The 14,568-nt window shown below is 75.9% G+C and carries 8 protein-coding genes and 1 pseudogene; 5 read left to right on the forward strand and 4 right to left on the reverse strand.

Features of this window, described 5'->3' with window-relative positions:
* Positions 1-4: 4 nt before the first annotated feature.
* The 3 genes from LIX60_RS06055 to LIX60_RS06065 form a co-directional block, all read right to left on the reverse strand.
* On the reverse strand, positions 5-1,927 hold the full coding sequence (locus LIX60_RS06055) for a glycoside hydrolase family 9 protein (RefSeq protein ID WP_227957528.1): 1,923 nt from the start codon (positions 1,925-1,927) through the stop codon (positions 5-7).
* 155 nt (positions 1,928-2,082) lie between these two features.
* A complete protein-coding gene (locus tag LIX60_RS06060; protein WP_227957529.1) occupies positions 2,083-3,840 on the reverse strand; it encodes an AMP-binding protein in 1,758 nt (585 codons plus the stop codon).
* Positions 3,837-5,597: an AMP-binding protein gene (locus LIX60_RS06065; protein ID WP_227957530.1), complete on the reverse strand. Its 1,761-nt coding sequence runs from the start codon at positions 5,595-5,597 to the stop codon at positions 3,837-3,839. Before LIX60_RS06065 ends, LIX60_RS06060 begins: the two co-directional genes overlap by 4 nt.
* A 113-nt stretch (positions 5,598-5,710) precedes the next feature.
* On the opposite strand from LIX60_RS06065, the gene LIX60_RS06070 reads away from it, so the two are divergent.
* From LIX60_RS06070 to LIX60_RS06080, 3 genes and pseudogenes are all read left to right on the forward strand, one after another.
* Positions 5,711-6,799, forward strand: a complete 1,089-nt coding sequence (locus LIX60_RS06070) for a LuxR C-terminal-related transcriptional regulator (protein ID WP_227962650.1) — start codon at positions 5,711-5,713, stop codon at positions 6,797-6,799.
* A 527-nt stretch (positions 6,800-7,326) separates the two neighbouring features.
* On the forward strand, positions 7,327-9,108 hold the full coding sequence (locus LIX60_RS06075; RefSeq protein WP_227957531.1) for a PucR family transcriptional regulator ligand-binding domain-containing protein: 1,782 nt from the start codon (positions 7,327-7,329) through the stop codon (positions 9,106-9,108).
* A 595-nt stretch (positions 9,109-9,703) separates the two neighbouring features.
* Positions 9,704-10,486, forward strand: a pseudogene (locus LIX60_RS06080) (hypothetical protein); the annotation flags it as partial.
* Positions 10,487-10,757: 271 nt separating this feature from the next.
* Here LIX60_RS06080 and LIX60_RS06085 read toward each other — a convergent pair.
* Positions 10,758-11,699, reverse strand: a complete 942-nt coding sequence (locus tag LIX60_RS06085) for a GntR family transcriptional regulator (protein ID WP_374117964.1) — start codon at positions 11,697-11,699, stop codon at positions 10,758-10,760.
* Positions 11,700-11,892: 193 nt separating this feature from the next.
* Between LIX60_RS06085 and LIX60_RS06090 the strand changes: the two genes are divergently transcribed.
* Both LIX60_RS06090 and LIX60_RS06095 read left to right on the forward strand, forming a co-directional pair.
* Positions 11,893-12,726, forward strand: coding sequence for a (2Fe-2S)-binding protein (locus tag LIX60_RS06090; protein ID WP_227957533.1), 834 nt, complete (start codon positions 11,893-11,895; stop codon positions 12,724-12,726).
* A gap of 368 nt (positions 12,727-13,094) precedes the next feature.
* The gene (locus tag LIX60_RS06095) at positions 13,095-14,234 is read left to right on the forward strand and encodes a DUF2637 domain-containing protein (RefSeq protein WP_227957534.1); all 1,140 of its coding nucleotides are present in this window, start codon (positions 13,095-13,097) and stop codon (positions 14,232-14,234) included.
* The last annotated feature ends 334 nt before the right edge of the window (positions 14,235-14,568 follow it).

Below are 14,568 nucleotides of genomic sequence, written 5' to 3' on the forward strand. Positions count from 1 at the left end.
GCGCTCAGTCCCGCCGCCCCGTGCCGGTGAGTTCTCCGGTGGTGCGGTCGAGGAAGGCGGCGGCCCAGACCAGGGGCGCGTTCCAGTTGACGGCGTTCTCCTTGGAGCTCCAGGCCCCGGGAGCCGTGCGGGGGCCCGCGTAGGACTTGGCGGCGGGGCGGCCCTTGGGGGTGGCCTTGTCGTTGACGAGGGTGTTGTTGGGCCCGCCGGCCAGCCAGCCGCGGGGGAACGGGGCACGCGGGAAGCGGCCCCAGGCCCAGCGGTCGTGGAGGTCGGTCTCGCTGTGCTCGCCGTACCCGGTGATGTAGGAGAGGCGCAGGGCGTTGGTCCCCATGAGGTAGTCCATGGCGCGGTGCGCACCGCGCAGATAGCGCCGGTCGCCGGTCAGGTCGTAGGCGGTGCCGAGCAGCAGGATGCGGTTGACGACGGCGGAGTTGGAGCCCCACGGGTACTTCCGGTCCCCGGCGAGCGGGACGGGGTAGCCCTCCTTGCCGAGGACGGCCAGGATCCGGTCGGCCTCGGCGCGCAGGCGCCGCGTCATCCGGACCCGGTCGGCGGCGGGCAGGTCGTTGCGGGCGGCCAGCAGGGAGAGGGTGCCGGTGGTCGCGGTCCGCGCCCAGGAGAAGCGGCGGGTGATCTCCCGGTAGTGGCGGGAGCCGGTGACGGCCGTGCGGTAGGCGGCGGTTGAGGGGTCGGCGCGGCGGTGTCCGGTGAGGTAGAGCTCGGCCGCGGCGGCGTAGCGGTCGTCGCTGTTGCCGCGGTCCTCGTAGTCGCCGCCGCCCTCGGCGTCCTCGACGGCAGCGGTGTAGTCGGTGTCGGGGCGGGCCTCGGCGCGGGACCAGGCGTCCTCGGCGGTGCGCCAGAGGGCGGCGGCGCGCCGCGGGTCGTGGGGGGCGAGCACGCGGGAGAGGTGGGCGGTGGTGCGGGCGACCGCGTAGGTGGCGTTGGTGGAGGGCGGCATGGCGGAGCGCTTCATGGCGTTCTCGGCGGCCACCGACTCGGGCGGGAAGCCGCTCCACGCGTGGTTGTGGACCTTGTGCGAGGCGAGGCCCTCGCGGGGCAGCATGCCGGGGATGAAGCGGGAGCCGTAGGCGGTCTCGTCGAGGACGTCGGGGCGGCCGTTGGAGCGTTCGGGGATCGCGAGGGATCCGTCGGGCAGGGCCCGGGGGTCGCGTTCGTGGAGGTTGAGCAGGGTCCAGGCGGCGAGGGCGTGGTTGACCGGGTAGACGCCGAAATCGCCGGCGTCCGCCCAGGCGCCGCGGACGTCCAGCCGCTGCTTGCCGCACCACCGGCGGTAACAGGGGACGGACGCGTCGCCGGGGTGCAGGGCCTCGTGGGCGTGCGCCGGGTACTGGAGGTGGCGGGCCTCGACGGGGGTGCCCATCCGGTGGAAGTAGAAGTAGCCCATCGCGTCGCGGGCCAGCGCCGGGTAGAGGGCGCGGTCCCGTACGGAGAACGGGACGCTGCGGCCCGCGCCGTCCGCCTCCAGCACATAGCGGCCGGGGGTGCGGTGCCGGGAGAAGTCGGCGTGGTGGACATGGTCGCCGGAGGCCCGGTCGTGGCCGTGCACCCGGGTGCGGCCCGATGCCGCGACGGCGCCGGAGCCGTGGATCCGCAGCCGCCAGCCGACCGGCTTCCCGGCCGCGCTGACGACGGCGGCCACCTTGGCGGCTCCGGTGAGATAGCCGATCTGGTTGACGCGGACGGCGTCGCCGCTGCCGTCCTTCTCGCTGCCGCCCTCCTTCTCGCCGCCGCCGTCCTCCTGGCGGTCGCCGTCCTCCTGGCGGCCGCTGTCCTCGGCTCGCGCGGACGGCGGGCCGCCCTCGGCGGCCTGGGGGGTGAGGGCGGCGAGCGCGAGCCCGGCGGCCAGGGCGGCCGCCGCTCGCGCGTGCGGCCGCCGGGGCGGGCGTGGTCGGTTGGCCGGCATGGGGCATCCCCTTCGGTCGACGATGACGGGGCTTCGCTACCGTCATCGCCGCCCGGGGGTCCACCGGACTCACCCGTCCGGCCCGGGGGTTCACCCCGGAGGGTGTACGGCACGGGCCTGCCGCCACCGCGGCCGGTGGGTGACTCCGCCGCCGGTCACGTCCCGGCGCGGGCGCGTTCCGGGGAGCGCGACTGCTGCGGGGTACGCGCCGGTGCCGTAAAGCCCTCGCGCAGCTCGACCTTGCGCACCTTGCCGCTGACGGTGGTGGGGAAGGAGTCCATGACCCGCAGATGGCGGGGGACCTTGAAGTGCGCGAGCCGGCCGCGGCAGTAGCGGGCGAGCTCGTCGCGGGTCAGGGGGTCCGCCGGGTCGCGGAGGATGACGCAGGCGAGGATCTCCTCGCCGTAGGTCTCGTCCGGCACCCCGACCACCTGCACATCGGCGATCTTGGGGTGGCTGTACAGGAACTCCTCGATCTCCCGCGGATAGACGTTCTCGCCCCCGCGGATGATCATGTCCTTGATGCGTCCGACGATCCGGACGTAGCCGTCCTCGCCCATCACCGCCAGATCACCGGTGTGCATCCAGCGGGCGTGGTCGATGACCTCCGCGGTGCGCTCGGGCTCCTCCCAGTAGCCGAGCATCACCGAGTAGCCGCGGGTGCAGAGTTCACCCGCGGTGCCGCGCGGCACGGTGAGGCCGGTCGCCGGGTCGGTGATCTTCACCTCCAGGTGCGGCAGCACCCGGCCGACGGTGCCGACGCGGCGCTCCAGGTCGTCCTCGCGCCGGGTCTGCGTGGAGACCGGGGAGGTTTCGGTCATGCCGTAGCAGATCGACACCTCGGCCATGTTCATCTCGCTGACGACCCGCTTCATCACCTCCACCGGGCAGGGCGAGCCGGCCATGATGCCCGTCCGCAGCGAGGAGAGGTCGTAGTCCTCGAAGCCGGGCAGGCCGAGTTCGGCGATGAACATCGTCGGCACCCCGTAGAGGGAGGTGCAGCGTTCGGCGGCGACGGCTTCGAGGGTGGCCGCGGGGTCGAACGAGCGGGCCGGGATGACGATGCAGGCGCCGTGGGTGGTGGCGGCGAGATTGCCCATGACCATGCCGAAGCAGTGGTAGAAGGGCACGGGCAGGCAGATGCGGTCCTGCTCGGTGTAGTGGATCAGCTCGCCCACCCAGAAGCCGTTGTTGAGGATGTTGTGGTGGGAGAGGGTGGCGCCCTTGGGGAAGCCGGTGGTGCCCGAGGTGTACTGGATGTTGACGGGGTCGTCGCAGCTGAGTTCGGCGGCGCGCGCGGCCAGGCGCTCGCGCGGCACGCCCTGGCCGGCCCGGATGAGGCCCTGCCAGGTGGAGTCCTCGATGTAGACGACGTCGCGCAGGGCGGGGGCGTGGGCGCGGACCTGTTCGACCATGCGCCGGTAGTCGCTGGTCTTGTGCTCGACGGAGGAGACCATCACCCCGATCCCGGCCTGCTTGAGCACATACGCCAGTTCGTGCACGCGGTAGGCCGGGTTGATGTTGACCATGATGGCGCCGATGCGCGCGGTCGCGTACTGCACGAGGACCCACTCGGGGCAGTTGACGGCCCAGATGCCGACCCGGTCGCCCTTGAGGACGCCCTTGGCGAGCAGGCCGAGCGCCACCTCGTCGACGGCGGCGCCGAACTCGGCGTAGGTCCAGCGGCGGCCGGACACCACGTCCACGAGCGCCTCGCGGTCGGGGTGGGCGGCGATCGCGCGGTCGAGGTTGGCCCCGATGGTGTCGCCGAGCAGTGGCCCGTCCGCGGTGCCGGCGGCGTACGAGAGCTCGCCGGCCGCCGGTGTGGCGGCGCCGGCCGGGTCCGTCCCCTCCGGGGCGGTGCCGTCGCCCTCTGCGGTGCCGTCGGCGGAAACGGCGGAGCGCTTGCTCATGAGTGGTCCCCCTCGCGGTATGCGGTGGCGCTTGTGGTGCTTCCCTCTGCGGTACGTCGCCGCAGCTCGATCCGGCGGATCTTGCCCGAGACCGTCTTGGGCAGTTCGGCGAACTCGATCAGACGGACCCGTTTGTAGGGTGCCAAGTTCCGCCGGGAATGGGCGAAAAGCTCCCGGGCGGTCTCCGGCCCGGGCGTCCAGCCCTCGGCCAGGACGACATACGCCTTGGGCACCGAGAGCCGCAGCGGATCCGGCGCGGGGACGACGGCGGCCTCGGCGACCGCCTCGTGCTCCAGCAGCGCGCTCTCCAGCTCGAAGGGCGAGATCTTGTAGTCGGAGGACTTGAAGACGTCGTCGTCGCGGCCGACATAGGTGAGGTGGCCCCCGGCGTCGCGGGAGGCGAGGTCCCCGGTGTGGTAGTGGCCGCCGGCCATCACCTCCGCGGTGCGGGAGGCGTCGCCGTGGTAGCCGGTCATGAGCCCGACGGGGCGCTCGCCGTCGGGGCCGGTGAGGCGGACGCACACCTCGCCCTCGTCGCCGGGCTCGCCGGTGGCCGGGTCGAGCAGATCGATGGCGAAGCCGGGCATCGGGCGGCCCATGGACCCGGGTCTCACGGGCTGCCCGGGGCTGTTGGCGATCTGGACGGCGGTCTCCGTCTGGCCGAAGCCGTCCCGGATCGTCACCCCCCAGTCCGCCCGGACCCGTTCGATGACCTCCGGGTTGAGCGGCTCCCCCGCCGCGACCACCTCGCGCGGCGGGGTGGCCAGCCGGGTCAGGTCGGCCTGGACGAGCATCCGCCAGACGGTGGGCGGGGCGCAGAAGCTGGTGACGCCGAGGCGGTCCATGTGCTCCATGAGCCGGGCCGCGTCGAAGCGGGTGTAGTTGTGCACGACGACGGTGGCCTCGGCGTTCCACGGCGCGAAGAGGCTGCTCCAGGCGTGCTTGGCCCAGCCGGGCGAGGAGATGTTGAGGTGGGTGTCGCCGGGCCGCAGCCCGATCCAGTACATGGTGGCCAGATGGCCTACCGGATACGAGAGATGGGTGTGCTCGACGAGTTTGGGGCGGGCCGTGGTGCCCGAGGTGAAGTACAGCAGCAGCGGGTCGCCGGCGGCGGTGGGGCCGTCCGGGGCGAAGGCGTCCGGGAAGCCGCGGGCCTCTTCGTACGGGAGCCAGCCGGGCGGCGGGCCGGGGGCGTCCGGGCCGGTGCCGCAGACGGCGATCCGGGTGTAGTCGCCGGGGACGTCCGCGAACTTGGCGGTGTCCCCGGCCCGGACGACGACGTGCCCCGCCCGGCCGCGGGCGACGCGGTCGGCCAGGTCGGCCGGGCCGAGCAGCGGGGTGGCGGGGATGACGACGGCGCGCAGCTTCATGGCGGCGAGCGCGGTCTCCCACAGCTCGGTCTGGTTGCCGAGCATGACGACGATCCGGTCGCCGGCCCGCACCCCCTGGGCACGGAGCCAGTTGGCGACCCGGCCGGAGCGGGCGGAGAGCTCGGCGAAGGAGCTGCGGCTCTCGCGGCCGTCCTCCTCGACGATGTGCAGCGCGGTGCGGTCGTTGCCCTCGGCCACCCGGTCGAACCAGTCCAGGGCCCAGTTGAAGCGGGACGGGCGCGGCCAGCGGAACCCGGCGCGGGCGGCCTCGTAGTCCTCCCGGTGGCGGAGGAGGAAATCGCGGGCCCGGCGGAACTCCTCCGTGGCCTCCGTGGCGGCGGGCGGCTCACCGGCGCCGGCCGACGCCGTGATTCCGCTTCCCGTCATCTGTCCTCCTCGTGGTGGTGCGGCTCAGTAGCATCTTGAGGCAGTGACCTGCGTCTCACTACCCCCGGACGGGGGTGACACCGGTATATGCGTACGGGGGAGGGGAGTTGACCGTGGCCGAACTGGAGCACGGGGGCGCGAACGCGGAGGGGCCGCGTACGCCGGGCGCGACCGCCGAGGTCAGAGCGGCGCTGCTGCGCCTGCGGCGGACCAGCGGGCTGCCGGTGGCCTTCGGCGGGCTGCTGGTGGACGGCACGCGGCTGCGCATCGGCGAGCTCAGCGGCGCGTCCACCGGCTCCCTGGCGGGCCTGTCGGTGACGACCGGCAACGGCCTGGGCGGCAAGGCCCTGGCCCTGTCCCGGCCGGTGACGGTGACCGACTACCCGGCCTCACGGACCATCAGCCACGAGTACGACGGCGCGGTGGCGGCCGAGGGCCTGCGCGCCGTCCTCGCGGTCCCGGTGATCGTGGGACGGCAGGTGCGGGGCGTGCTCTACGGGGCGCTGCGGCAGCCGGTGCCGCTGGGTGACCGCACCCTGCACGCCGCGATGGGCGCGGCACGGGAGCTGGAACGGACCCTGGCGGTCCGTGACGAGGCACAGCGGCTGCTGGCGCGGGGACGGACCGGCACGGCGCGGGCGGCAGGGCCCGCCGGGGCGGGAGCGGCCGGGGTGTTCGCGGGACCCGGGGGCGCGGCGGACGCCGCCGGTGCGGGTGCGGGTGCCCTCGGCGGTCCCGGGGGTCCGGGTGGTTCGGGGCTCGGCGGGCCCGGTGGTCCGGACGGCTTCGGCGGCCCCGGCGACGCCGGTGATCCGGACGGGGCCGGCGGGGTGATGTCCGGAGCGGCGTGGGAGAGGGTGCGCGAGGCGCACGCCCGGCTGCGCGCACTGGCGCCGCGAGTGGCGGACCCGGAGCTGCGCGACGAGGTGCTGGCCGTCTGCGAACGGCTGGCCGAGGCCGGTTCGGCCGAGCCGGCGGCGGCGGACCGCCGCGGGGCCCCGGGCGGCACGGGACTGGCACCGCGCGAACTGGACGTCCTGGCGTGCGTGGCGGCGGGTGCCACCAACGCCGACGCGGCGGAGCGGCTGGGGGTGCGGCCGGAGACGGTGAAGGCGTACCTGCGGTCGGCGATGCGGAGGCTGGGAGCGCACAGCCGGCTGGAGGCGGTGGTGGCGGCACGGCGGGCGGGGCTGCTGCCCTGAGCCCACGGGCCGGGGTTGCCGCCCTGAGCCCACGGGTGACGGCGACGGACCGCGGACCGCGGGCCGCGCGCCACGGGCGAGCGGGGAGCCGGTCACCGTGAGCAGCAACTGGCCCGGTTCGCCGGCGGGCCGGCACGGCGGCCGGGCATCAGCGGGGGAACACCGGCCGCCGGCTTGTCCGCCCGCGGGGCCCTGCCTCCGGCAGCCCCCGGCTTCGGGCCCCGTCCGCGATCGGCACCGGCGCCGAGGCCCTCACCCGGGGCCTCCGGGCCTCCGGCCTCCGGCATCCGGCACGGCATCCGGCATCCGGCATCCGGCATCCGAAGGGAGAACTCCCGGCACGGCCCCGGCCTGCCGGTCCGGCCGAGCGGGTGCGCAGGAGCGCAGGACGCGATTGGCTGGCCGGGGGGCTCTTCTTGTAGATTCGAACAAAAGGCGGGGCCCGGGCCGCCGGAACGATCCCACCGGCCCGCGCCCCCTCCCCCACGCCTCCCCTGCACCCGTTTCCGACCGATCGGCGAGCGACCATGCGGCTCAGCGCCCTGCTGGAGAACGACGTCCTGGGCCTGCGCCTGCTCAGCGGCGAGGCGGAGCTGGACCGCACCGTGCGCGGCGTCATGACCACGGACCTGCGCGATCCCGGCCGCTATCTGTCGGGCGGCGAACTGGTGCTCAGCGGTCTGGCCTGGCACCACGGGCCGGAGGACTCGGAGCGGTTCGTCCGGATCCTCACCGATGCCGGCGCCGCGGGTCTGGCGGCCGGCGAGGCCGAGTTGCGTGCCGTCCCGGCGGACCTCGTGGCCGCCTGCGAGCGGCACCGGCTGCCGCTCTTCGCGGTGGACGAGAGGGTGGCATTCGCCACCATCACCGAGCACGTGGTGCGCCGGGTCTCCGGCGAGCGGGCCGGTGATCTGGCTGCCGTCGTCGACCGGCACCGCAGGATGATGACGGCCGGGCCGTCGGGCCGGGGCCCGGACGTGGTCCTCGATCTGCTCGGCGGCGATCTGGACCTGCGCGCCTGGGTGCTCTCGCCCACCGGCCGGCTCGTCGCGGGCCCCGGAGCCGGCGCGGAACCGGACGCCGGCGGGGAGCGGCCGGACCCGGAGCTGTGCGCGGCCCTCGCGGGCGAGCACCTGGCCGCGGAGACCGCCGGGCGGGCGGCCCCGCACCGGCTCGCCGCCTCCGGCACCGTCCATTCGCTCTTCCCCGTCCGCGCCACCGGCCCCGCCTCCGCACGGGAGACCGGCGACGCGCCGGCGGCCGTGCTCTCCGACTGGCTGCTGGCCGTCGAGGCCGACGCGGGCGACTGGCCCGCCGAGCGGCTCGACCTGCTGCACGGGGTCACCCAGCTGATCGCCGCCGAACGCGGCCACCGGGACGCCGCCCGGGCGGTACGGCGGCGGCTGGCCCAGGAGGTCGTGGACCTGCTGCGGGACGGCGCGCCGCTCGCCGAGACCGCGGCCCGGCTGCGGGCCGCCGCGCCCGTGCTGCTCCCGGGTCTCGGCAGCGCGCCGCACTGGCAGATCGTGGTCGCCCGGCTCGAACAGGAGCCCCCGGGCCCGGCGGAGGCCGCCGCGACGGGCGGGCCCGTCCGCCCCATCGGGGGCGAGCCCGGCGGGCCGGCGGCGCGGGCACTGCTGGAGGAGATCCTCCTCGACCCGCGCGCGGGCGGCCCGGAACCGGCGGACCGCAGCGCCGTGGCCTGCGGCGGTGACGAAGCCGTCGCGCTGATACCGCTGCCCGCGGTGGCGGGCCCGGACGGCGGAGGCCCGGACGGCACCGGCCAGGACGGCGGAGGCCAGGACGGCGGAGGTGTACGGACCGAGGATCTGCTCGCCGCCGCACGCGGGCCGCTGGAACGCGGCCTGGAGGCGGGCGGCGGGCGGCTCACCCTGGGCATCAGCGCGGTGGTGCTCACCCCCGAGGGCCTGCGCGGCGCGCTGGAGGAGGCCCGGCACGCCCGGCGGGTCGCCGCGGCCCGGACCGGCCGGGTGTGCGCGGCGGGGCATCAGGAGCTGGCCTCGCACGTGCTGCTGCTGCCGTTCGTACCGGACGATGTGCGGCGCGCCTTCACCGCGCGCCTCCTGGAGCCGCTGCGGGACTACGACCGCCGGCACCGTGCGGAACTGATCCCGACGCTGGAGTCCTTCCTCGACAGCGACGGCTCCTGGACCCGCTGCGCGGCCCGGCTCCATCTGCACGTCAACACCCTGCGCTACCGCGTGGGCCGTATCGAGCAGTTGACGGGCCGGGACCTGTCCCGCCTGGAGGACAAGCTCGACTTCTTCCTCGCCCTGCGGATGAGCTGACCCCGACCGCACCGCGGACGGGGGCGCCGGTCCGGTGGACGCCGCCGGTGCGGACGTCCTGCGGCTCCCGGAGGAGCAGACGCGCCCGGTGCACGACCCGGCCGCCTGCCGGAGACCGGTGCGGTACCGGCCCCGGGGGCTGGGGCGGCCCCGGGCGGACCCGGTCCGGTGGTTCCGCGGGCCCCGACGATCCTCGCGGAAGCAGGCGATCCTCACGGAAGCCGGCAAACCTCGCCGAAGCGGCGCGGGACCGCGGAGCCGGCGGCAGCACGGAAGCCGGGCGAAGTACGGAACCCGGCGGTCCGCATCCCATGGCGACGTCCCACGGCGGCGCCCGGAAGCCTACCGTCCGCTTATCGGGCACGACCCTCCGCGCGCCCCCTCCGCCGGGGCCGCGACACGGCCCCGCGCCCCCGTGCGCGAGCACCCTCCGCAGCCCGCTATCCTGCGCGTGACCTGGGTCACAGCAGTCTCGCGGTGCTTTGTGAATCCGTTCACCCAACCCCTTGGCTCCGCACCATGATTCATGCTGAGATTCGCCCACGGCTTTCCGGGCTCGACGGCGCGCATGGGAGGGAATGTGGCGGATACCGCCATGTCACGTTCTGGACCGAAGAACCCCGCTACGGAACCGGTCCCCTGGGACGACCCGCTCCAGAGCGCCGTGTGGCGGCTCCGCTCCCGCGGCTGCTGGGAGGACGCCGCCGCGCTGCTCGCCCCCTCGGCCCTCACGGAATCGGCGGCCGCGCTCGGGCGCACCGCCATCCTCGTGGAGCGGTGCCTGTTCACGGCCACGGGCTGGGAGGAGGCCGACGACGCCCTCCGCGCGGCCGAGGCGCTGGTCACCGGTGACGAGGAACGGGGCAGCGCCGCCTGCGAACGCGGCCATCTCGCCTACGCCTCCACCCTGTTCGGGGTGCGGGACCGCGCCGACGAGGCCCGCTCGGCCCTCGGCCGCGCCGCCGCGCTGCTGCCGCCCGGCTCGCCGAACCGCCCGCTGCTGGACTTCCGGCGCGGTCTCGTCGCCCAGCACCTGGCCGGGGACCCGCGCGGCGCCCAGGCGGCGTTCACCCGCGCGCACGCGGGGGCCTCCACGCTCGGCGACGACCTGCTGCTCTCGTTCACCTGGCGGCATCTGGCCTCGATGGCGGAGCAGGAGGGCAACCGGGCGGAGGCCCGGCACGGCTTCGCGGAATCACTGCGCATCCGCGAGGAGCTCGGCTACCTGATCGGCATCGCCCCGGCTCTGTCGGCCCTGGCCGACGTCGAACCGGAGCCCGACGCGTCCCGGCTGCGCGCGGAGGCCCTGCGGCTGGTGCGGCTGCTGGGCGGCGTGCCGTCCTGGCTGGCGGACCGGCTCCGGCCCGCCGGTGCGGCCGCCGCGGTGGAGACGGTGGAAACGGTGGAAACGGTGGAGGCGGCCGCAGCCGGGGACGCGGCACCGTCCGAGGAGACGGCGGACCTCGCGGTGACCGCTCCGGCGGGGGAGGCGGCCGCACCGGCCGCCACGGCGACGGCCACGGCGCCCCCGGCGGCGACTCCGGCCCGGACTCTCCCCCGCCCCGACTGACGGACCTTGGGTGACCGGCCCCGGCCGGCGGAGACCGGCCGGCGGAGACCGGCCGGGCCCGCGGCCGGGCGGCGGCGGTTCAGACCCGGGGCGGCCGGGCGGCGGTGAAGTGCTCGCGGGCGAGTTGCTCGACGGCCGCCGTGTCGCCCGTGCTCAGGGCGTCCAGCAGGGCGTTGTGTTCGGCCGCCTCCGCCAGGAGTCCCGCGGTCCCGGTGGCCCGGGTGCGGCCCGCCGGCGTCTGGCCCCGCCGGTGCAGTTCGTCGCCGATCAGGGCGAGCTGGCGGTTGCCCGAGAGGGCGAGCACTGCGTGGTGGAAGGCGCGGTCGGCCTCGGCGTAGCCGACGCGGTCGCCCCGGGCCGCCGCCGCCACGCCGGCCGCGGCGAGCGGGCGCAGCTCCTCCCAGCTCGCGGGCGGCCGGGTCCGCGCCAGCCGGAGCAGCACCGGGACCTCCAACAGGGCGCGCACCTCGGCCAGTTCGGCGAGGTCGCGCTCGCTGCGGCGGGCCACGCGGAAGCCCCGGTTGGGGACGACCTCCACGGCGCCCTCGGCGGCGAGCTGCTGCATCGCCTCCCGCACGGGCGTCGGGGAGACCCCGAACCGCGCGCCGAGGGCGGGCGCCGAGTACACCTCGCCGGGCAGGAGGTCGCCGCCGACCAGCGCGGTACGGAGGGCGTCGAGGATCTGGCCGCGCACGGAGTGGCGGGCGGGGAGCTTGCGCGGCGCCGGGCGCCCGGGGGCCCGCGCCGTCCCGTCCGGCTGTTCCCCGGTGCCGTAGGCGTGCGCGCCGGGCGCGGGCCCGTCCGCCGTGGGCCTCCCCCGGGTGCCCGCGCCCCGGCCGGGCTCGCCGCTCCCGCGCTCACCGGCTGCGTGCTCGCCGCTTCCGTGCTCCCGGGGTTCGCGGCGTGCCTGCGGGGACGGGTCCGGCCACGGCGCGCCCCGCGCACCGGCCCCGTACGAGCCGCGCCCGTGGTCCTCACGGACCGCCTCGCCCGGGCGGGTGCCGTCCGCCGGCGGGGAGATTCCCGGCCGCGGCGCACCCGCGCCCCGCCCGGCCTCTCCGCTCCCCCGGGGTGCTGCGGCTCGCGACTGCTCCATCGGGTCCTCCTGTGGTCCCACAGAACGATAAGCGGACCACCCCGCACGTCAAAGGTCCGAGCTGTCGGGTAAGGTAAGGCTTACCTGCAAACGATCGCGTTGAGTTGGTGGTCCCCGCATGTCCGTGGCACCGGCCGTACCGGCCCTCTCGCACCACCCCGTGACGGGGGCGTACTCCCGGCTCGCCGAGGTACTCCCCGCCGTGCGGCTGCTGGAGGGCGCTCCGCGCTCCGGCGGCGGCTGGGTGAAAGCCGGTGAGCTGGCGTCGGGCGGCCCCGCCCTCGACGCCTTCCTCGCCGCCGAGGAGGCCGAGGTCGTCGGCAACTACGGGCGGCCGGCCCGTCCCGACGTGACCGCCGGTTTCGGGCTGCACCGCTACGCCTGGTCCGCGTGTCTGCTCATCACCGTCCCCTGGTTCCTGCTCCGCCGCGTGCCGCGGCTGCCGGCCGGCGAGGTCGCGTACCACCGCGCACAGGGCCGGATGACCGCCCGGGTCCGGGAGTTCGCCTGCCTGCCGGACGACCCGGCGGCCGGGGTGCCGGGCGCGCGGGTCGTCAGCGGGGAGGACGTCCTGCGGGCCGAGGTCCGCGGAGCGCTCGCCGAGCATCTGGAGCCGGTGCTGGAGGGCTTCCGCCCCCGGATGCGGCGCGGACCGCGCGCCATGTGGGGCATGGCCACCGACGAGATCGTCGAGAGCCTCTGGTACGCGGGCCACCTGCTCGGCGAGGAGCGCCGGGCGATCGCGGAGCTGGAAGCCCTGCTGCCCGGGGCCACGAAGCCGTTCGTCGGCGCGCCGTCGTTCCGGGAGCTGACCGGGCCGGCCGGGGAGACGCTGTCCACCCGTGACCGGGCGAGCTGCTGCATGTTCTACACCCTGCGGCCGGAGGACACCTGTGTCACCTGCCCGCGCACCTGCGACGCGGAGCGCGTGGCCCGGCTCAGCGGCGCCTGACCGCGCGGGACGTCCGACCGCTCCGGAGACCGGGGCGGGAAGCCGGGGCCCGGTGCGGCGCCGTCCCGCGATGCGTCGGCGTCCGACGCCACCCGCGCCCGGCGGGGTCCGGTTCGGACCGGCGAACGACCGCCCCCGCACCGGGAAGCGAGCCCCCGACCCTACGGTCACGACCCGCGCTCCGTCCGCATGATCAGACCATTCGACCGGTTCTGATCGTGCGGACATATTTTCGGTTGCGTCTTCTGCCCATTGTCGATCCCTTGCCCTGAATCCGCCTGGCACAAGAACCGATTCCGCCAAGATGTCGCGGCAAGACCGCACGCGACACGGCACGGGCGGGACGGAAGCGAGGCGAGGAACCCGAGATGAGACTGACGGACATGGCGCTGAACTGGGTGTTGCCGGGCGCGGTGTTGCTCGTCGGCATCGCGGGCGCGGCGGTGGTCCTCGCCCGCGGCCGGCGCGCGACGGCCGAGAACGACGGCAACCTCGCCGACTCCTGGGAACGCAGCGAGGAACGCCGGCGGCGCAAGGAGGCCATCTACGGCTCCGCCTCGTACGTCCTGCTGTTCTGCTGCGCCGCGGTCGCCGCCGCCCTCTCCTTCCACGGTCTGGTCGGCTTCGGCCGGCAGAACCTCAACCTCTCCGGCGGCTGGGAGTACCTGGTCCCCTTCGGCCTCGACGGCGCGGCGATGTTCTGTTCGGTCCTGGCGGTGCGGGAGGCCAGCCACGGTGACGCGGCCCTCGGCTCCCGCCTGCTCGTCTGGACGTTCGCGGGCGCGGCGGCCTGGTTCAACTGGGTGCACGCGCCGCGCGGCCTCGACCACGCGGGCGCCCCGCAGTTCTTCGCCGGGATGTCCCTGTCCGCCGCGGTCCTCTTCGACCGGGCGCTCAAGCAGACCCGCAGGGCGGCGCTGCGCGAGCAGGGGCTGGTCCCGCGGCCGCTGCCGCAGATCCGCATCGTCCGCTGGCTGCGCGCACCGCGCGAGACCTTCGCCGCCTGGTCGCTGATGCTGCTGGAGGGCGTGCGGACCCTGGACGAAGCGGTCGACGAGGTCCGCGAGGACCGGCGGATCAAGCAGCAGAACCGGCAGCGGCGGCGGGACGAGGAGAAGCGCGAGCGCGCCCGCATCAAGGCCCTGAACCGGCAGCACCGGGTGTGGGGGCGGGCCCGGGGCGGCCGCCAGGTCGAACTGCCGGGGCTGCTGCCGGCCGGCGCCGCCCAGGCCGGCTCCGAACCCGCCAGAGCGGACGGACAGCCGGCGGCACTCCCCTCCTCCTCGCCCGCGGACGCCCCGGCAGGCGGCGGCCCGCTCCTGCAGGCCGTCCGCGTCGACCGGACTGACACCCCGGGAAGCGCCGGCTCCGGCTCGGACCCGGGTGGCGGCCGTACGGAGCGCGCTTCCCGGACCGTCGACCTCACGGCCGAGGACGACACCCTGACGATCCCCCGCCTCGACTCCCTGGAACGCAAACTCCAGGACCTGGAGCAGCAGTTCGGCTGACGGGGGGACGCCGGCGCCGGTCGGGGGAAACGGGACGGCAGCACCGGCTGAGCCGCCGGGCCACGGCTGCGGCCTCCGGGTCGCTCCGCCCGGCCCGGTCCTCGAACAGACCGCCGCCCCAGGGCTGCGCCGGCCACAGGAGGGCCACGCGGCCGGCGGGTCTCAGCGCCGTCCCGCACCGGCCCCGGAGGCAGCGCCTCGCGGGCTCGGCCGCCGGGCCGGCGGAGGTGACGGCCGGCCGGCCGGGTGCGGCGGCCCCGACCGGCGTGGTGCCCGGACAGGGCAATGCCCGGCACCGCCGGGAGTACGGTGCCGGGCATTCAGGGGAGGACGT

The organism is Streptomyces sp. S07_1.15, from assembly GCF_020739505.1.
GTDB lineage: Bacteria > Actinomycetota > Actinomycetes > Streptomycetales > Streptomycetaceae > Streptomyces > Streptomyces xinghaiensis.

What these genes read in the sequence shown, in the direction of transcription:
- LIX60_RS06065 (WP_227957530.1), bottom strand. Translation starts at nt 5,597, where the DNA reads ATGACGGGAAGCGGAATCACGGCGTCGGCCGGCGCCGGTGAGCCGCCC.
- LIX60_RS06060 (WP_227957529.1), bottom strand. Translation starts at nt 3,840, where the DNA reads ATGAGCAAGCGCTCCGCCGTTTCCGCCGACGGCACCGCAGAGGGCGAC.
- LIX60_RS06055 (WP_227957528.1), bottom strand. Translation starts at nt 1,927, where the DNA reads ATGCCGGCCAACCGACCACGCCCGCCCCGGCGGCCGCACGCGCGAGCG.
- LIX60_RS06075 (WP_227957531.1), top strand. Translation starts at nt 7,327, where the DNA reads ATGCGGCTCAGCGCCCTGCTGGAGAACGACGTCCTGGGCCTGCGCCTG.
- LIX60_RS06095 (WP_227957534.1), top strand. Translation starts at nt 13,095, where the DNA reads ATGAGACTGACGGACATGGCGCTGAACTGGGTGTTGCCGGGCGCGGTG.
- LIX60_RS06090 (WP_227957533.1), top strand. Translation starts at nt 11,893, where the DNA reads ATGTCCGTGGCACCGGCCGTACCGGCCCTCTCGCACCACCCCGTGACG.